Here is a 17,822-nt window from a genome sequence, read left to right on the forward strand (position 1 = left end):
CCAGAGGCAGGGGTGGTGGCGAAAAAGCGAACTAGAACAGGCGGACGCGCAGCATCACCTGCATCACGATCAAGCCCAATACAAAACCCATGCCACCGTAGATGATGGCCTGCAGCAGCCTGTTGGTGCGCTTCTGCGTGGCGAGCAGCTCGAGCAGCTCGCGGCGGTGGTCGGCCGGCCGGTTCTCGAGGTAGTCGTGCAGCAGGCGCGGCAGCTGCGGCAGCAGCTTGGCGTAGCGCGGCGCCTCGGCGCGCAGCTGCGAGAACAGCTTTTTCGGGCCGATCTGGTCGACCATCCACTTTTCGAGGAAAGGCTTGGCCGTGGCCCACAGGTCGAGCTCGGGGTCGAGCTGGCGGCCCAGGCCTTCGATGTTGAGCAATGTCTTTTGCAGCAGCACCAGTTGCGGCTGGATCTCGACGTGGAAGCGGCGCGATGTCTGGAACAACCGCATCAGCACCATGCCGAGCGAGATTTCCTTGAGCGGCCGGTCGAAGTACGGCTCGCACACGGTGCGAATCGCGCCTTCGAGCTCGTCGATGCGCGTGCCTTCCGGCACCCAACCGCTTTCCAGGTGCAATTCGGCCACGCGCTTGTAGTCGCGCCGGAAAAAGGCGACGAAGTTCTGCGCCAGGTACTCCTTGTCCGACTCCGTCAGCGTCCCGATGATGCCGAAGTCGAGCAGGATGTAGCGCCCGAAAGTGGCCGCATCCAGGCTCACCTGGATGTTGCCGGGGTGCATGTCGGCATGAAAGAAGCCGTCGCGAAACACCTGGGTGAAGAAGAGCGTGACGCCGTCGGTCGCAAGCTTGGGAATGTCGACGCCAGCCGCGCGCAGGCGGTCGAGCTGGGCGATCGGCACGCCGTTCATGCGCTCCATCACCATCACCTCGGGATGGCAGAAATCCCAGAACATCTCGGGGATCATCACCAGCTCGAGCGGGGCCATGTTGCGCCGCAGCTGGGCGGCATTGGCGGCCTCGCGCACCAGGTCGAGCTCGTCATGCAGGTACTTGTCGAACTCGGCCACCACCTCGCGCGGTTTCAGGCGCTTGCCGTCGGCCGACAGGCTCTCGACCCAGCCGGCCATCATGGCCATCAGCGCCAGGTCTTTCTCGATCACGCCGCGCATGTTGGGCCGCAGCACCTTCACGGCCACGTCGCGCATCGTGCCGTCGCGCGCACGCAGCGTCGCGAAGTGCACCTGTGCGATCGACGCACTGGCCACCGGCGTCTCCTCGAACTGCACGAACACGTCGCCCACCGGACGCCGGAACGCGCGCTCGATGGTCGCGATGGCCACGGCCGAAGGGAACGGCGGCACACGATCCTGCAGCCGGGCCAGTTCGTCGGCGATGTCGGGCGGCAGCAGGTCGCGCCGGGTCGACAGCACCTGGCCGAACTTGATGAAGATCGGGCCCAGGCCTTCCAGCGCCTCGCGCAGGCGCTGGCCGCGCGGCGCCTCCAGATTGCGCCCCGCCGAGAGCACGCGGATCACGGTGCCAAGCCAGGGCTTCTGGAAGCTGGTCAGCACCAGCTCGTCCAGGCCGTAGCGCAGTGCGACCCAGACGATGTAGATGCCGCGGTAGAAACGCGTCATTCGGCGCCCGAGGCTGCCGCAGCGCGCCCGGTGCGATCTCCGACGAACTTCCGCAGCGCCGCCACGACGCGCCGTGCGCCGGTGCCGATGGCATGGGCGGGCACGTCGCCGATCAGGCGTGCCAGGTCGTCCTCGACATCCCAGCGCACATGGTCGACCAGCCAGTTGACCTCGGCCGCGAGTTGGACGTCGCCGGTGATCTGCACCGCCGGCTTGTCCCCGCGCAACGAGCTGCGCACGATGTCGAAGGGCGAATCCTGGGTGATGGTGAGCGTGAGCTCTGGCGTGGAGCCCTCGGGCGCCAGATCGAGCAAGCCGGCCGGCGTGGCGACCAGCTGCATCGTGACGAAACGCCACTGGAATTGCACCACCCTGCCCTGCTGGCGCAGCAGCCGCTGCTGGGCCTCGGGTTCCTGCTGCAGCACATGGTTGAGGAACAGCACCGCGCGGTGCTGGATCTCGTGCACCGCCCAGGCCGGCGGCTGCAGACGCTCGCCGATCTTGTTGAACAGCTCGTCGAAAAAAGCAAATGGGGACGATGGTGTGGCCATAGTCCCCATTATTCCCGACCCGCCCCGTCTGCGAGGCCGTCGTGTCGCCGGACGGCGCTTATTGCAGAGCTTGCACCCCTGCCACCAGCCAGCCGCCACGGCCGTCGGTCGGCTTGGTCATGTTCCAGACCTCGCGGAACGGGCTCGGGCCGGCCGAAGCGTCCTCGCGGATCATGCCGGAGAACTCGACACTGGCCAGGAAAGCCTCGGGCGTCTCCTCGATGCCAAGCAGCTTGGCATCGAGCATCACCACGTCGGTCTTGTTCGGCTGGCTGCCGGTATGGGTCTCGCGTTCGGCCAGTTGCGCGCGGATTTCGCCGACCATGCTGTCGGTCATCATCGAGCGCAGCGTCTGGATGTCGTCGCGATCCCAGGCGTCCTGCAGCGTCACGAAGTTGCGCTTGGCCGCCGTGAGAAAACCCTCGACATCGAAACCGGTCGGAATGCCCCACGACTGCGCGCCACCCAGGGCCGAACCGATCATGCTGCCGCCACCCGCGACCGCCGCGCCGGCCATCGACGAACCACCGGTGTGCGGGGCCGGCGTGGCGTCGAACGCCGCACCCTGGCGCTCCCATGGCCGCGCCGACGCGTCGTTGCCGACGTTGCCGGGGCTGTACTGCGCCGGAGCGCCCGGGTTGCCGGGGCCGCCCGCACCTTCGAAGGCAAAACCGCCGGGACGCGAACCCGCGGACCGCGAGCGCGCCGCGAAGATGCGCCACACCACCACCGCCGCCAGCACCAGCAGGCCGATCAGCAGGATGTTGCCGAAGGCGGCGCCAAGGCCCAGCGAGTGGGCCAGCCAGGCCAGGCCCAGGCCTGCGGCCAAGCCGCCGAGCATGGCACCCCACGGGCGCTTCGGCGCCGCAGCGGCAGGTGCCGCAGCGCCGGGCTTGGCAGCCGCGTTCGTGGCGCTCTGGGCCGGCGCGCCCGGCGCCGGCGAAGCTGCCTCACGCTGGGTGACGTTGTTCGACTGGCGGCCCATCGACTTTCCGCCGCCAATGCGGGCCGCATCGGCCTGCACGCTGATCAGCGCCATCGCGCACACCAACAAGATAGATCCAAGTTTTTTCATGAGGTCTCCTCTGGTCGCCGGGAACGGCGGTTCTTTCAACACTTGATTCCAACATGCAGGGCCACCACGCCACCTGTCATGTTGTGATAGTCCACATGCCCGAAACCGCCCTCTTTCATGAGGGTCTTGAGTTCGTCCTGCCCCGGATGCATGCGGATCGATTCGGCCAGGTAGCGATAGCTCGCGTCGTCGCCTGCCACCAGCTTTCCGAGCCGCGGCAGGACGTTGAACGAATACCAGTCGTAGGCCTTGGCCAGCGGCTTGGCAACTTTGGAAAATTCGAGCACCAGCAGCTTGCCGCGCGGCTTGAGCACGCGGTTCATCTCTTTCAGCGCCAGATCCTTGTGCGTCATGTTGCGCAGACCGAAGGCCACGGTCACCACGTCGAAGTGGTCGTCGGGGAACGGCAGCTTCTCGGCGTCGCACACCATCGTGGGCAGCGACACGCCGGCGTCAAGCAAACGGTCGCGGCCGGTGCGCAGCATCGCTTCGTTTATGTCGGTGTGCACCACTTCGCCGCTGGCACCGACTTTCTTCGCGAAAGCCAGTGCAAGGTCGCCTGTGCCGCCCGCGATGTCCAGCACTTTCGAGCCCTCGCCGACATTGGCGACCATCACGGTGTAAGCCTTCCACGCGCGGTGAAGCCCCATTGACATGAGGTCGTTCATGAGGTCGTAGCGCGTGGCGACAGAGTCGAACACGCCGCGAACGCGTTGCGCCTTTTCCTTTTCGTCGACCGATTCGAAGCCGAAGTGGGTGGTACTCATACGCCTGATGTTAGGCCGTATGGACTCATATCAAGGCGACGACCCCGCTGGCTCGGCGGACATTCGCCCAATAAAGGCTGCTGTGGCGTCAGTGCGAACTGCAGGCGTGGCCCCCCTTGTCGGCCATCGGCGCATCGCGATCCACGCCGGCCGCGGCCAGCCGCGCCTGGTATTCGCCCCAGAGTTGCTCCTGCTTCGCGCCGAGTTCGTAGAGCAAATCCCACGAAAAGATGCCGGTGTCGTGCCCGTCGCTGAATACCGGCTTGACCGCATAGTTGCCGACCGGCTCGAGCTCGACCAGGCCGACCTCGCGCTTGCCGGTCTGCAGAATTTCCTGGCCCGGGCCATGGCCCTGCACTTCGGCCGACGGCGAGTAGATGCGCATGAGCTCGAACGGAATGCGAAAGCTCGCGCCGTCCGAAAAGCCGACCTCCAGCACGCGCGAGGCGCCATGCACGGTGATCGATCGGGGCGTCGGTGCGCCGGGTTGCAAACCTGCCATGAAGAAGCTCCTGTTGCTAGACCAGCACCCGCTCGATGCCGCCCTGGTTGGCCGCGGCCACGTATTCCGGCAGCCATTGCTCGCCAAGAATACGGTTGGCCATCTCGACCACGATGTAGTCGGCCTCGAGGAGGCCGTTGTTCAGGTCATTGCCGTAACGGCTCAGGCCCTGCAGGCAGCTCGGGCAACTGGTCAGGATCTTGACGTTCTCGTTGGCGCCGATCTTGCCGCTCTCCCGCAGCGCCGCTTCACCCTGCTTCAGCTCTTCTTCCTTGCGGAAACGGATCTGCGTCGAGATGTCGGGCCGCGTCACGCCGAGTGTGCCGGATTCGCCGCAGCAGCGGTCGTTCTTCAACACGTTGTCGCCGACCAGCGCCTTGACGGTCTTCATCGGATCCTGCAGCTTCATCGGGCTGTGGCAGGGGTCGTGGTACAGATACCCGCCACCGCCCGCGTCGCCGAGCGTGATGCCCTTTTCGAGCAGGTACTCGTGGATGTCGATGATCCGGCAGCCCGGGAAGATCTTGTCGAACTGGTAGCCCTGCAACTGGTCGTAGCAGGTGCCGCAACTCACCACCACCGTCTTGATGTCGAGGTAGTTGAGCGTGTTGGCGACCCGGTGGAACAGCACCCGGTTGTCGGTGATCATCTTCTCGGCCTTGTCGAACTGGCCGCTGCCGCGTTGCGGATAGCCGCAGCACAGGTAGCCCGGTGGCAGCACGGTCTGTACGCCGGCGTGCCACAACATGGCCTGCGTCGCCAGGCCCACCTGCGAGAACAAGCGCTCCGAGCCGCAGCCCGGGAAGTAGAAAACCGCTTCGGTCTCCGACGTCGTCGCCTTCGGGTTGCGGATGATCGGCACGTAGTCTGCGTCTTCGATGTCGAGCAGCGCCCGCGCCGTCTGTTTGGGCAGGCCACCCGGCATCTTCTTGTTGATGAAGTGGACGATCTGTTCCTTGATCGGTGCCGGGCCCAGCGTGGCCGGCGGCGCTGACGTCTGCTTCTTCGCGACGCGGCGCAGCAGGTCGTTGGCCAGGCGCTGCGCCTTGAAGCCGATGCCGACCATGCCGACGCGCATCGCCTTGATGGTCTGCGGATTGGTCGCGTTCAGGAAGAACATCGCGGCCGCGTTGCCGGGCCGGAAGCTCTTCTGCCCCATCTTGCGCAGCAGGTTGCGCATGTTCATCGAGACATCGCCGAAGTCGATCTTCACCGGGCACGGGCTCAGGCACTTGTGGCACACGGTGCAGTGGTCGGCCACGTCCTCGAACTCTTCCCAGTGCTTGATGCTGACGCCGCGCCGGGTCTGTTCTTCGTAGAGAAAGGCCTCGACCAGCAGCGAGGTCGCGAGGATCTTGTTGCGCGGGCTGTAGAGCAGGTTGGCACGCGGCACATGCGTGGCGCACACGGGCTTGCACTTGCCGCAGCGCAGGCAGTCCTTCACGCTGTCGGCGATGGCGCCGATGTCGCTCTGCTGCATGATCAGCGACTCGTGCCCCATGAGGCCGAAGCTGGGCGTGTAGGCGTTGGTGAGGTCGGCATGCAGCGCGTCGGCGCCGGTGTCTTCCACCCGCAGAAGCTTGCCCTTGTTGAAGCGTCCTTCCGGATCGACTTTCTTCTTGTAGTCGGTGAACGGCTGCAGCTCTTCGTCGCTCAGGAACTCCAGCTTGGTGATGCCGATGCCGTGCTCGCCCGAGATCACGCCGTCGAGCGACCGGGCCAGCGCCATGATGCGCACCACCGCGGCATGCGCGGTCTGCAGCATCTCGTAGTTGTCGCTGTTGACCGGGATGTTGGTGTGCACGTTGCCGTCGCCGGCATGCATGTGCAGCGCGACCCACACGCGGCCCTTGAGCACGCGCTGATGGATCGCATTGCACTCGTCCAGGATCGGCACGAACTCCACGCCGGTGAAGATCTGCGTAAGCGGCGCGCGAAGTTGCGTCTTCCAGCTCGCACGCAGGGAGTGATCCTGCAGCTGCGCAAACAGTGCATCGACGTTCTTCAACCAGCCGGCCCAGAGCGTGCGCACCTCGCGGATCAGCGCGATGGCCTGCGCCACGCGGTCTTCGAGCAAATCGGCCGAAGGGATGTCGTTGGCGTCGTCGGTCTTGCCGAGCGGTAGATTCCCGCGCGTGAAAAATGCTTCGAGCGCGTCGGCAAATGCCAGCTTGTTCTGCAGCGACAGCTCGATGTTGATGCGCTCGATACCATCGGTGTACTCGGCCATGCGCGGCAGCGGGATCACCACGTCTTCGTTGATCTTGAAAGCGTTGGTGTGCCTGCTGATCGCGGCGGTACGCTTGCGGTCGAGCCAGAATTTCTTGCGCGCCTCGGGGCTGATCGCGATGAAGCCTTCGCCGCTGCGCGAGTTGGCGATGCGCACGACTTCGGACGTGACGCGCGCCACCGCATCAGCGTCGTCGCCGGCGATGTCGCCGAACAGCACCATCTTCGGCAGGCCACCGTGCTTCTTCGATTTGGTGGCATAGCCGACGGCCTTCAGGTAGCGGTCGTCCAGGTGTTCGAGCCCGGCCAGCAGCACGCCCGAGCGCTTCTGCTCGGCGAACATGAAGTCCTTGATCTCGACGATGCTTGGCACCGCGTCTTTGGCGTTGCCGAAAAACTCCAGGCACACCGTGCGGGTGTGCGAGGGCATCTTGTGAACCACCCAGCGGCAGCTCGTGATGAGGCCGTCGCAGCCTTCTTTCTGGATGCCCGGCAGGCCCGACAGGAACTTGTCGGTCACGTCCTTGCCGAGGCCTTCCTTGCGAAAGGTCTTGCCGGGGATGTCGAGGCGCTCGGTGCACAGCTTGGTCTTGCCGTCAGCCGCGAAATACTGCAGCTCGAACACGGCGCTGTCGGCGTCGTGGATTTTGCCGAGGTTGTGGCCGATGCGCGTGACTTCGAGCCACTCGGCCTGCGGCGTCACCATGCGCCAGGAGGCGAGGTTGTCCAGCGCCGTGCCCCACAGCACGGCCTTCTTGCCGCCAGCGTTCATCGCGACGTTGCCACCAACGCACGAGGCTTCGGCCGAGGTCGGATCGACCGCGAATACATAGCCCGCGCGCTCGGCCGCATCGGCCACGCGCTGCGTCACCACGCCGGCCTCCGTCCACACCGTGGGCACCGGCGCTTCGAGCCCCGGCAGCGACACCAGCTCGACCTCCGTCATCGCTTCGAGCTTTTCGGTGTTGATGACCGCGCTGTTCCACGTCAGCGGAATCGCGCCGCCCGTATAGCCGGTGCCGCCGCCACGCGGAATGATGGTCAGGCCGAGTTCGATACAGCCCCTGACCAGCAGGGCCATCTCGGCCTCGGTGTCGGGGCACAGCACGACGAACGGGTATTCCACGCGCCAGTCGGTGGCGTCGGTCACATGCGACACGCGCGACAGGCCGTCGAACTTGATGTTGTCTTTCGCCGTCAGGCGGCGAAACGCACGCGTCGCCTTGCGGCGCAGCGCGGCCACATCGCGGAACATGAGGTCGAACGAGGCGATGGCCTTCGACACCAGGGCCGCCAGTTCGCCGACCAGCAGATCGCGCTCGGCATCGATGTCAGGCGTGCGGCGCTTGCCGACTTCGGTGAGACGGTGGTTGAGGGCGTCGACCAATTGGCCGCGCCGGCGCGGGTTGTCGAGCAGGTCGTCGACCAGGTAGGGATTGCGCTGCACCACCCAGATATCGCCCAACACCTCGTACAGCATGCGGGCCGAGCGGCCGGTGCGGCGCTCGGCCCGCAGCACCTGCAGCAATTCCCAGCCGCGCGCGCCCAGCAGCCGGATCACGATTTCGCGATCGGAGAAGCTGGTGTAGTTGTAGGGGATTTCGCGCAGTCGCACGGGCTCTTCGGCCTGCGACAACAGCGCGGTCAACGCGATCGGAGCATTCATCGGGGGTGGGCCTCGGTCGAGCGCTGCGCGCCCAGCAACCAGGGGACACGATTTTAGGTCAGGGCTTGGATGATTGCCCTGCGCCCTTTGGCAAGAGCGCCCGGTGAGCGGTACGGGCTGTCCGACCCTGCTGCGCCGGCCGCTTCGCGGCTGCCCTGCGGTGCTCGCGTTTTGCGGGGTCTCGCAGAACTCGCCTGCGGCTCAAACAGCTGCGAGCCCTGATCCGCAAAACGCTGCGCTCCTCGGCGGCGCAGAAGGGATCGGCCACCCCGTACCGCACACCGGGCTTGGGGTGGTGCGAAGGTTTGCGTATTCCGGATGCAACCCCAAGGTGTCCACGTCGGTGGGCGGTATGCGCTGGGCCGGCCGTTGAGGCACCGCCGAGCAGCACAGCGGCAGGCGGATCAGGGCCGCGTGCTGTTTGAGCCGCAGGCGAGTTCACGCGGACCCCGCCTGCTGCGAGCAGCGCAGGGCAGCCGCGAAGCGGCCGGTGACGTCGGCCGGCCCAGCGCATACCGCCCACCGACGCGCCCCCAAATGTCAGAACAGCACGCGGCTGCGAATAGTCCCCGGCACCTCGGCCAGCTTTTCCAGCGCGATGTCCGAATAGGCCGCGTCGATGTCGGTCACCACGTAACCCACCTGCTCGTCGGTCTGCAGGTACTGCGAGGCGATATTGATGCGGTTGTCGGCAAACACCTGGTTGATCGCCGACAACACGCCTGGCACGTTGTGATGGATGTGCAGCAGACGGTGCTTGCCCGGGTGCGCCGGCAGCGCCACCTCCGGAAAATTCACCGACGAGATCGATGTGCCGTTGTCGCTGTACTTCACCAGCTTTTCGGCGACCTCGCTGCCGATATTGGCCTGCGCCTCCATCGTCGAGCCGCCCACGTGCGGCGTGAGGATCACGTTGTCCAGGCCGCGCAGCGGCGACTGGAACTCTTCGTTGTTGCTGCCCGGCTCGACCGGAAACACATCGATGGCCGCGCCCCAGAGCTTTTGGCTCTTGATGCCTTCGGCCAGTGCATCGATATCGACCACCGTGCCACGCGCCGCATTGATCAGAATGCCGCCCGGCTTCATCGCTGCGATCTCGGCCGGGCCGATCATCCACTTCGTCGACGGCAGCTCCGGCACATGCAGGCTCACGATGTCGCTCTGCGCCAGCAGCTCGTGCAGCTTGGGGATCTGGCGGGCGTTGCCCAGCGGCAGCTTGCTGACCACGTCGTAGAACGTGACGTGCATGCCGAGCCCTTCGGCCAGCACCGACAACTGCGTGCCGATCGAGCCGTAGCCGACGATGCCCAGCGTCTTGCCGCGGATCTCGTGCGAATTGGCGGCCGATTTCATCCAGCCGCCGCGGTGCACCAGCGCGTTCTTCGCGGGGATGCCGCGCAGCAGCAGGATCGCCTCGGCCAGCACCAGTTCGGCCACCGAGCGGGTGTTGGAATACGGCGCGTTGAACACCGCCACGCCGCGCTCGCGCGCCGCGCCCAGATCGACCTGGTTGGTGCCGATGCAGAAACAGCCCACGGCCACCAGCTTGGGCGCGGCCGACAGCACATCGGCCGTGAGCTTGCTTTGCGAACGGATGCCCAGAAAGTGAACATCGGCCAGCTTGGCCTTCAGCTCTTCGCCCTGGAGCGCCTTTGACAGCGTCTCGATTTGCGTGTAACCCGCTCCCCGGATGGTTTCCACCGCCGAAGGATGGATGTTCTCCAGCAACAGGAACTTGATCTTGCTTTTTTCAAGGGAGGTCTTGTTCATCCCTGAAGGCTAGCATGGTGCACTGCAACAAGCAGGCATGCACCAATGGCGGGCACCCAAAAGGGTTTCCCCGCTTGGTCGCCCCGACGACTCCATGCGACAACCAGCGACGCGGAACCGTCATGCAGATGACCTAGCATCCGCGCTTTTGTTTTTCCCCCTTCAGGAGTCTTCATGCGATTCAAAACGCTTGCCGTCGTCTCGGCGCTCGCTGCCACCTTGGCCGGCACGGCTCAGGCCCAGACCGAGATTCAGTGGTGGCACTCGATGACCGGCGGCCTGAACGACTGGGTGCTGGATCTCGCCAACGGCTTCAATGCCAGCCAGAAGGATTACAAGATCGTGCCCACGTACAAGGGCACCTACGACGAGACGATGCCCGCTGCCGTGGCCGCTTTCCGCGCAGGCACCGCGCCGCACATCCTGCAGGTCTACGAAGTCGGCACCGCGACGATGATGGCCGCCAAGGGCGCCGTGGTTCCGGTCGGCAAGGTGCTGGCCGATGCTGGCTACAAGTTCGACCCGAAGGCCTACATCCCCGCCGTGGTCGGCTACTACACCGCGCCGAACGGGCAGATGCTGAGCTTCCCGCTGAACAGTTCGACGACCATCTTCAACTACAACAAGGATCTGTTCAGGAAGGCCGGCCTCGACCCGAACAAGCCACCGGTGACGTGGCCTGAAGTGATTGCCGCGGCGGCCAAACTCAAGGCAGCAGGCGTGGCTTGCCCGTTCACGACCAGCTGGCAGGGCTGGACCCAGCTCGAGAGCTTCTCGACCTGGCACAACACCCTGTTCGCTACGCAGAACAATGGCTTCGGCGGCACCGGAGCCCGCCTTGCCTTCAACAGCCCGCTGCATGTGCGCCACATCGAGAATCTGGCCAACATGGCCAAGCAGGGGCTCTTCGTGTACCGCGGCCGCGGCAACGCGGCCGACGCACCGTTCTATTCCGGTGAATGCGCAATGACGACGGCCTCCTCGTCCACCTACGCCAGCATCAAGAAGAACGCCAAGTTCGACTTCGGTATCGCCCCGCTGCCCTATTACCCCGATGTGGCCGGCACGCCGCAGAACACCGTGATCGGCGGCGCCTCGCTGTGGGTCATGGGCGGAAAGAAGGCCGAGGAGTACAAGGGCGTGGCCGCGTTCTTCAACTACCTGACGAACGCCGACATCCAGGCCAAGAGCCACCAGCGCACCGGCTACCTGCCGATCACGCTGGCTTCGTTCGAGGCAACCGAGAAGGCAGGCTTCTACAAGGAGAATCCCGGCACCGACGTGGCGGTGAACCAGATGATCCGCAAGACCACCGACCGGTCGCGTGGCATCCGCCTGGGCAACTTCGTGCAGATCCGCGCGATCGAGGACGAAGAGCTCGAATCGGTCTGGTCGGGCAAGAAGACGGCCAAGGAAGCACTCGACAGCGCCGTGGCGCGCGGCAACGAATTACTGGTACGCTTCGAGAAGGCGAACAAGAACTAGTACCGAGCCGTACGGGTCACGCCCGTCGGCATCCCGCAACCAGCCACCCGCCGCTCCATGAGCGGCGGAACTGTTTCCGATCACAACAACAGGTCCTGACGCCCGTGGCATCAGAAAAACGCGTCGTCTTCCGTTCCGGCTGGTTGCCCTGGGCATTGCTTGCACCCCAGGCCGCCGTCATCGGGATCTTTTTCTTCTGGCCGGCGGCGCAGGCGCTGCTGCAATCGTTCCAGCAATCCGATGCGTTCGGCCTGTCGACCGAGTGGGTCGGCTTGCAGAATTTCGCCAACCTCTGGCACGACGACACTTACCTTGCCTCTTTCAAGACCACCGCGGTCTTTTCCGTGCTGGTGGCGGGGCTGGGGCTGCTGATTTCGCTGGTGCTGGCGGTGTTTGCCGACCGGGTGGTCAGGGGCTCGCATATCTACCGTACGCTGCTGATCTGGCCCTATGCAGTGGCGCCGGCCGTGGCCGGCGTGCTGTGGCTGTTCATGTTCGCGCCGTCGATCGGCATCATCTCCTATGCGCTGCGCGCGATCGGCATCGACTGGAACAATTTGCTCAACAGCACCCACGCGATGACGCTGATCGTGATGGCGGCGGTGTGGAAGCAGATCTCCTACAACTTCCTCTTCTTCCTGGCCGGTCTGCAGAGCATCCCGAAGTCACTCATCGAGGCCGCTGCCATCGACGGTGCAAGCCCGTGGCGCCGCTTCTGGAGCATCCAGTTCCCATTGCTGTCGCCGACCACCTTCTTCCTGTTCGTGATCAACGTGGTCTACGCCTTCTTCGACACCTTCGCTATCGTCGATGCGGCGACCCAGGGCGGCCCCGGCAAGGACACGGCGATCCTGGTTTACAAGGTGTATTACGACGGATTCAAGGCGCTCGACCTTGGTGGCTCCGCCGCGCAGTCGGTGGTGCTGATGGTGATCGTGATCGTGTTGACCATCGTTCAATTCCGGTTCGTCGAAAAGAAGGTGCAGTACTGACATGGTGGAGCGTCGCCCCGGCCTCGGCATCCTCGCCCATGCCATCCTGATCCTCGGTGTGCTCGTCGTCGCATTCCCGCTGTACGTGACCTTCGTCGCGTCGACACAGACCGCCGCAGAAATCGTGCAGGCGCCCATGTCACTGTTGCCCGGCAAGCATCTGGTCGAGAACTACACTGCCGCGCTCCAGGGCACCGGCATGGGCGCGGCCTCGAATGCGCCGGTGGGCCGGATGATGCTGGTTAGCCTGATCACCGCGCTTGTGATCGCCTTCGGCAAGATCGCGATCTCGCTGTTGTCAGCGTTCGCGATCGTCTATTTCCGGTTTCCGTTCCGGATGTTCTTCTTCTGGGCGATTTTCGTCACGCTGATGCTGCCGGTGGAGGTGCGCATCGGCCCCACCTACGCCGTCGTTGCCAACCTCAACATGCTCAACACCTATGCGGGCCTGACGGTGCCGTTGATCGCTTCCGCCACGGCGACCTTCCTGTTCCGGCAGTTCTTCCTAACCGTGCCCGACGAGCTCGTAGAAGCGGCACGCGTGGATGGCGCCGGCCCGATGCGATTCTTCAAGGACATCCTCGTTCCCTTGTCGACCACGAGCATCGCGGCGTTGTTCGTGATCCAGTTCATCTATGGCTGGAACCAGTACCTCTGGCCCCTGCTCGTGACCACCGACGAAAGCATGTACCCGGTCGTGATCGGCATCAAGCGCATGATCAGCGGCGGCGACGCGGCGACTGACTGGAACGTCGTGATGGCCACGGCTGTGCTGGCCATGATCCCGCCCGCGCTGGTGGTGATGCTGATGCAGCGCTGGTTCGTTAAGGGCCTGGTCGACACCGAGAAATAAGAACGCCGGCAGCAAGGCATTGAAGTAAACAGAAACACCATGGCGGCCATTTCCCTTCGCAACGTCATCAAGCGCTACGGCCACGGGCCGAAAGCCAACCAGGTCATCCACGGCGTCAGCGCTGAGGTGGCAGACCAAGAGTTCATCGTCATCGTCGGCCCTTCGGGTTGCGGCAAGTCGACGCTGCTGCGCATGGTCGCGGGCCTCGAGGAAATCTCCGCAGGCGAGATCCGCATCGGCAACCGCGTGGTCAACGACCTCGAACCCTTCGAGCGCGACATCGCGATGGTGTTCCAGAACTACGCGCTCTATCCGCACATGAGCGTGTTCGACAACATGGCCTATGGCCTGAAGATCGCGAAGGTTCCGAAAGACGAGATCAAGACGCGCGTCGACAAGGCCGCGACCATCCTGGAACTGGGCCATCTGCTGCAGCGCAAACCGCGAGAGTTGTCGGGTGGCCAGCGCCAGCGCGTGGCCATGGGCCGTGCGATCGTGCGGCAGCCGCAGGTGTTCCTCTTCGACGAGCCGCTCTCGAACCTCGACGCCAAGCTGCGCGCCCAGACCCGCATCGAGATCCAGAAACTGCACCGCGAGCTCGGCATCACCTCGTTGTTCGTCACCCACGACCAGGTCGAGGCGATGACGCTCGCGCAGCGCATCATCGTGATGAACGGCGGCGTGATGGACCAGTTCGGCACGCCCGAAGAGGTCTACAACCGCCCGGCCACCACCTTCGTTGCGAGCTTCATCGGCTCGCCGCCGATGAACCTGCTGCAGCACGCGCCGGGCGTGCGGCCCGGGCAGATCCTCGGCGCGCGCCCCGAGCATCTGACGCTCGACGAAAGCGGCTGGACGGCGCAGGTCGAATCGGTGGAGCTGCTGGGTGCCGAGCGGCTCGTGTACGCCCGCATCGGCGAGGAGCAGGTCATCATGCGCACCGCCGAAAGCGATCATCCCCCCGTTGCAGGCGACACCGTGAAGATCGCGGCACAAATCGACAAGCTGCACTGGTTCGACGCCGGCTCCGGAAAGCGCGCAGCTTGAGCGCCGCGCCGGGCCGCCCCAAGCAACCTCGCTCCCCCGCGGTAGGGCCAAGATGACCCCCTGGCCCTACCCGCGCTGGATTGCCCACCGTGGTGCCGGCAAGCTGGCGCCGGAAAACACGCTGGCCGCGTTCCGTCTGGGCGCGGCGCATGGCTACCGGATGTTCGAGTGCGACGTGAAGCTCAGTGCCGACAACGTGCCGTTTCTGATGCACGACACCACCTTGCAGCGCACCACCAACGGGGCTGGCACGGGCGGCGACAAGTCCTGGGGCGAGTTGTCGCAACTCGACGCCGGCAGTTGGCATTCGCGCGCTTTCGCAGGTGAACCGCTGGCGAGCCTCGAGAACGCGGCACGGTTCTGCCTGCGCAACGGCCACCTGCTCAACATCGAGATAAAGCCCACGCCGGGCGTCGAGCACCGCACCGGCGAAGTGGTGGCGCAGCACGCGAAGCGGCTGTGGGCCGGCGCGGTGCTGCCGCCGCTGCTGACATCGTTCCATCCCGCAGCGCTGGCCGGCGCACGCGACCATGCGCCCGGATTGCCGCGCGGCCTGCTGCTCGACACCCTGCGCGCGGACTGGCTCGACGCCGCGCTCGAACTCGGCTGCGTCGCGATCGTCTGCAACCACGCGCTGTGGGACGCAGCCACCGTGGCGCAGGCGCGGACAGCTGGCCTGCGCACGCTGAGCTACACGGTCAACGACGAGTGGGCCGCCGAGCGGCTCGGTGCGCTCGGCACCGACGGCATCATCACCGACCGCGTCGACCTTTTTGCCCCGGCCGGCTGACCGCCGGGCTTCCGTCGGCCTTCTATGATGCGCCGATGAGTCTGATTTCACGCTGCTGCGCGGCTTTCATGCTGGCACTGCTGCTGGGTTCGGCCTGCGCGCAGGATCGTGCGCCCACTGCACCCGCCGCGTCCGATGCGTCGGCTGCGACCGACGGCGCGCAAGCGCCGGCCCAAGCGACCGTGGCCGACCTGCGCGCCGCGTTCGCCAGGCTGCCTGCCAAGGCAGAGAGCAACGAGGAAATGCGCGGCCTGCTCAAGCAGATAAACGCCATCGGCACGCAGGCCGATGCCTTCGTCAGCTCGCGCAGCGGGCCGCTGACCGACCTCAACGCCCGGCTCGGCGAACTCGGCAATGCACCGACCGCGCCCGGCAGCACAGAAGACCCCGACATCACGCGCCAGCGCAGCGCGCTGCTCAAGGAACGCAATGCGCTCGATGCCGATGTGCGGCTCGCCAAGCTGTTGGTGGTCGACGCGCAGCAGCGCGGCAGCGAGTTGCTGAGCCAGCGGCGCAAGCTGTTCGAGGCGCAACTCACCGAGCGCGCACCTTCCCCGCTGGGCCGCGAGTTCTGGCTCGATATTCGCGACGCCTGGCCCGACGACACGGCACGGCTGCATGCACTGGGCGCCGAGCTGCGCAGCGGTCTGGCCGTCGTGCGCCAGCCGGCGCACCGCACTGCCGTGCTGTTGAGCATTGCCGCCGCGCTGCTGGTGGCGCTGCTCGGCAACTGGCTGGCAGAACTCGGCCTGGTGAAACTGGCGGCCCGGGTGCTGCCGCCGGGGCGGCTGCGCCGCTCGTTGCTGGTGATCTCCATCGTCGGCACCAACGTGGCGCTGGTCGGCATGGCGGCGCAATGGCTGCACGCCGTGCTCGACACGCATGGCGCCTGGGGTCCGGCCACGCGCAAGGTGGCGCAGGCGGTGGTGGCGTCGAGCATCTTCATTGCGTTCGTGGTCGGACTGGGGCGCGCGCTGCTGTCGATCCACCGGTCGTCATGGCGACTGCCGCCGATTCCCGACGCTATGGCGGCACGGCTGGCGCCCTATCCCTGGCTGATCGCCCTGATCGGCACGCTGGTGTGGGCACCGGCCCAGGTCAACGCGGTGGTCGACGCCAGCTTCGCCGCGGTGGTGGCAACGCATGTGGTCACGGCGCTCGCGCTCACCGCGCTGATCGCCGCGATCGTGCTGCGGCTCGGGCCTGGCCAGCCGGCCGGCCGGCCCGCCGGCAACGCCGAGCCCGGCGCCGACGCGCCGCCGGAGCGCCCGGTCTGGGTCGGCATGTTGCTGAGCGCCGTGGTCGTCATCGTCGTTGTCATTTGGGTGCTGGTGGCCGCCGGCTACGTGGCGATGGCCAGTTTTCTGGCCGGGCAGCTGACCTGGGGCGGCATCGTGGCTGCGGCGTTCTACGTGCTGTTCAAGTTTGCCGACGACCTGTTCACGGCGGTGGTGTCCTCCAGAAGCAGCTTCGGTGCGCGGCTGCAAAAGAGCTTCGGCTTCGCGCCCGCGACACTCGACCAGGCGGCGGTGGTGCTGTCGGGCCTGAGCCGGGTCGCGCTGTTCTTCTACATGGTGATCGCGCTGGTGGCGCCGCTGGGCACCAGCCCGGGCGAGGTGTTCCAGCGCAGCGGGCAATTCGGCTCCGGATTCAAGATCGGCGAGTTCGAACTGGTGCCCGGCGCGATCTTCAGCGCCATCGGCGTGGCGCTGGGCGGCTTCGTCGCGCTGCGCGTGCTCAAGCGCTGGCTGGAGCAGCGCTACCTGCCGAGCACCACGCTCGAGCCCGGCATGCAGAGCTCGATCACCACGCTGCTGAACTATGCGGGCGGCATCCTGGTGGTGGCGTTCGCGCTGTCGGCGCTGGGCATCGGCATCAACCGCATCGCCTGGGTGGCGAGCGCGCTGTCGGTCGGCATTGGCTTCGGGCTGCAGGCGATCGTGCAGAACTTCATCTCGGGGCTGATCCTGCTCGCCGAACGGCCGGTGAAAGTCGGCGACTGGGTGGTGCTGGGCGCCACCGAGGGCGACGTGCGGCGCATTAACGTGCGTGCCACTGAAATCCAGCTCGGCGACCGCTCGACGCTGATCGTGCCGAACTCCGAGTTCATCACCAAGACCGTTCGCAACATGACGCTGGCCAATGCCGAAGGGCGTGTGCTGATCCGGCTGCCGATGCCGCTGAGCACCGATGCAAAGAAGGTGCGCGAGCTGATGCTGGCCGCCTGCGGCGCGCACGCGGGTGTGCTGGCCACGCCCGAGCCCTCGGTCACGCTCGAAGGCATCGAAGGCGGCACCCTGATCTTCCAGGCCATCGCCTATGTACCGAGCCCGCGGCTGGCCGGCGGGGTGCGCAGCGACCTGCTGTTCGAAATCCTCGATGCGTTGCAGGCGGCCGACCTGCCGCTGTCGGTGCCGACCATGCTGGTCGCGCCCGGCGGGGCCACGCCGATGGCGACGCCCGGGGAAAGCCCGCCGGCCGCGCCGCTGCAGAACTGA

Annotated in this window: 13 protein-coding genes; 6 read left to right on the forward strand and 7 right to left on the reverse strand. The window is 65.8% G+C overall.

Annotation, left to right across the window (positions count from 1 at the left end):
- Positions 1 to 31: 31 nt before the first annotated feature.
- From ubiB to serA, 7 genes are all read right to left on the reverse strand, one after another.
- Positions 32 to 1,597: a ubiquinone biosynthesis regulatory protein kinase UbiB gene (gene ubiB / locus ACSFA8_RS11240; protein ID WP_435479584.1), complete on the reverse strand. Its 1,566-nt coding sequence runs from the start codon at positions 1,595 to 1,597 to the stop codon at positions 32 to 34.
- Positions 1,594 to 2,148 carry a hypothetical protein gene (locus ACSFA8_RS11245; RefSeq protein WP_435479585.1) on the reverse strand — a complete coding sequence of 185 codons (555 nt, stop codon included), beginning with the start codon at positions 2,146 to 2,148 and terminating at the stop codon, positions 1,594 to 1,596. The genes ubiB and ACSFA8_RS11245 overlap by 4 nt, the downstream gene beginning before the upstream one ends.
- Positions 2,149 to 2,206: 58 nt before the next feature.
- Positions 2,207 to 3,223 (reverse strand): Tim44 domain-containing protein, encoded by a 1,017-nt coding sequence (locus ACSFA8_RS11250; protein WP_435479586.1) that lies wholly within the window; start codon positions 3,221 to 3,223, stop codon positions 2,207 to 2,209.
- A gap of 35 nt (positions 3,224 to 3,258) precedes the next feature.
- On the reverse strand, positions 3,259 to 3,990 hold the full coding sequence (ubiE, locus tag ACSFA8_RS11255; protein WP_435479587.1) for a bifunctional demethylmenaquinone methyltransferase/2-methoxy-6-polyprenyl-1,4-benzoquinol methylase UbiE: 732 nt from the start codon (positions 3,988 to 3,990) through the stop codon (positions 3,259 to 3,261).
- Between the two features lie 88 nt (positions 3,991 to 4,078).
- Positions 4,079 to 4,492, reverse strand: a complete 414-nt coding sequence (locus ACSFA8_RS11260) for a gamma-butyrobetaine hydroxylase family protein (protein ID WP_435479588.1) — start codon at positions 4,490 to 4,492, stop codon at positions 4,079 to 4,081.
- A gap of 16 nt (positions 4,493 to 4,508) precedes the next feature.
- Positions 4,509 to 8,387 carry a DUF3683 domain-containing protein gene (locus tag ACSFA8_RS11265; protein ID WP_435479589.1) on the reverse strand — a complete coding sequence of 1,293 codons (3,879 nt, stop codon included), beginning with the start codon at positions 8,385 to 8,387 and terminating at the stop codon, positions 4,509 to 4,511.
- 540 nt (positions 8,388 to 8,927) lie between these two features.
- Complete coding sequence (gene serA, locus ACSFA8_RS11270) at positions 8,928 to 10,157, reverse strand: phosphoglycerate dehydrogenase (protein ID WP_435479590.1); 1,230 nt, start codon at positions 10,155 to 10,157, stop codon at positions 8,928 to 8,930.
- A 174-nt stretch (positions 10,158 to 10,331) separates the two neighbouring features.
- Between serA and ugpB the strand changes: the two genes are divergently transcribed.
- The 6 genes from ugpB to ACSFA8_RS11300 all read left to right on the forward strand — a co-directional run bounded on the left by ugpB (position 10,332) and on the right by ACSFA8_RS11300 (position 17,822).
- On the forward strand, positions 10,332 to 11,642 hold the full coding sequence (ugpB, locus tag ACSFA8_RS11275; RefSeq protein WP_435479591.1) for a sn-glycerol-3-phosphate ABC transporter substrate-binding protein UgpB: 1,311 nt from the start codon (positions 10,332 to 10,334) through the stop codon (positions 11,640 to 11,642).
- A gap of 104 nt (positions 11,643 to 11,746) precedes the next feature.
- The gene (gene ugpA / locus ACSFA8_RS11280) at positions 11,747 to 12,634 is read left to right on the forward strand and encodes a sn-glycerol-3-phosphate ABC transporter permease UgpA (RefSeq protein WP_435479592.1); all 888 of its coding nucleotides are present in this window, start codon (positions 11,747 to 11,749) and stop codon (positions 12,632 to 12,634) included.
- 1 nt (position 12,635) lies between these two features.
- Positions 12,636 to 13,487 carry a sn-glycerol-3-phosphate ABC transporter permease UgpE gene (gene ugpE, locus ACSFA8_RS11285; protein WP_435479593.1) on the forward strand — a complete coding sequence of 284 codons (852 nt, stop codon included), beginning with the start codon at positions 12,636 to 12,638 and terminating at the stop codon, positions 13,485 to 13,487.
- A 39-nt stretch (positions 13,488 to 13,526) separates the two neighbouring features.
- The gene (ugpC, locus tag ACSFA8_RS11290; RefSeq protein ID WP_435479594.1) at positions 13,527 to 14,534 is read left to right on the forward strand and encodes a sn-glycerol-3-phosphate ABC transporter ATP-binding protein UgpC; all 1,008 of its coding nucleotides are present in this window, start codon (positions 13,527 to 13,529) and stop codon (positions 14,532 to 14,534) included.
- Positions 14,535 to 14,586: 52 nt separating this feature from the next.
- Entirely contained in the window at positions 14,587 to 15,324 is a 738-nt protein-coding gene (gene ugpQ / locus ACSFA8_RS11295; protein ID WP_435479595.1) for a glycerophosphodiester phosphodiesterase, read from the forward strand.
- A 35-nt stretch (positions 15,325 to 15,359) separates the two neighbouring features.
- The gene (locus tag ACSFA8_RS11300; RefSeq protein WP_435479596.1) at positions 15,360 to 17,822 is read left to right on the forward strand and encodes a DUF3772 domain-containing protein; all 2,463 of its coding nucleotides are present in this window, start codon (positions 15,360 to 15,362) and stop codon (positions 17,820 to 17,822) included.

Source organism: Variovorax nitratireducens (assembly GCF_051216545.1).
GTDB lineage: Bacteria > Pseudomonadota > Gammaproteobacteria > Burkholderiales > Burkholderiaceae_C > Variovorax.

Excerpts from the sequence above, each read along its gene's own strand:
- ACSFA8_RS11300 (WP_435479596.1), top strand. The coding sequence starts at position 15,360 with ATGAGTCTGATTTCACGCTGCTGCGCGGCTTTCATGCTGGCACTGCTG.
- ACSFA8_RS11265 (WP_435479589.1), bottom strand. The coding sequence starts at position 8,387 with ATGAATGCTCCGATCGCGTTGACCGCGCTGTTGTCGCAGGCCGAAGAG.
- serA (WP_435479590.1), bottom strand. The coding sequence starts at position 10,157 with ATGAACAAGACCTCCCTTGAAAAAAGCAAGATCAAGTTCCTGTTGCTG.
- ugpC (WP_435479594.1), top strand. The coding sequence starts at position 13,527 with ATGGCGGCCATTTCCCTTCGCAACGTCATCAAGCGCTACGGCCACGGG.
- ugpE (WP_435479593.1), top strand. The coding sequence starts at position 12,636 with ATGGTGGAGCGTCGCCCCGGCCTCGGCATCCTCGCCCATGCCATCCTG.
- ubiB (WP_435479584.1), bottom strand. The coding sequence starts at position 1,597 with ATGACGCGTTTCTACCGCGGCATCTACATCGTCTGGGTCGCACTGCGC.
- ACSFA8_RS11260 (WP_435479588.1), bottom strand. The coding sequence starts at position 4,492 with ATGGCAGGTTTGCAACCCGGCGCACCGACGCCCCGATCGATCACCGTG.
- ubiE (WP_435479587.1), bottom strand. The coding sequence starts at position 3,990 with ATGAGTACCACCCACTTCGGCTTCGAATCGGTCGACGAAAAGGAAAAG.
- ugpB (WP_435479591.1), top strand. The coding sequence starts at position 10,332 with ATGCGATTCAAAACGCTTGCCGTCGTCTCGGCGCTCGCTGCCACCTTG.
- ugpQ (WP_435479595.1), top strand. The coding sequence starts at position 14,587 with ATGACCCCCTGGCCCTACCCGCGCTGGATTGCCCACCGTGGTGCCGGC.
- ACSFA8_RS11245 (WP_435479585.1), bottom strand. The coding sequence starts at position 2,148 with ATGGCCACACCATCGTCCCCATTTGCTTTTTTCGACGAGCTGTTCAAC.
- ACSFA8_RS11250 (WP_435479586.1), bottom strand. The coding sequence starts at position 3,223 with ATGAAAAAACTTGGATCTATCTTGTTGGTGTGCGCGATGGCGCTGATC.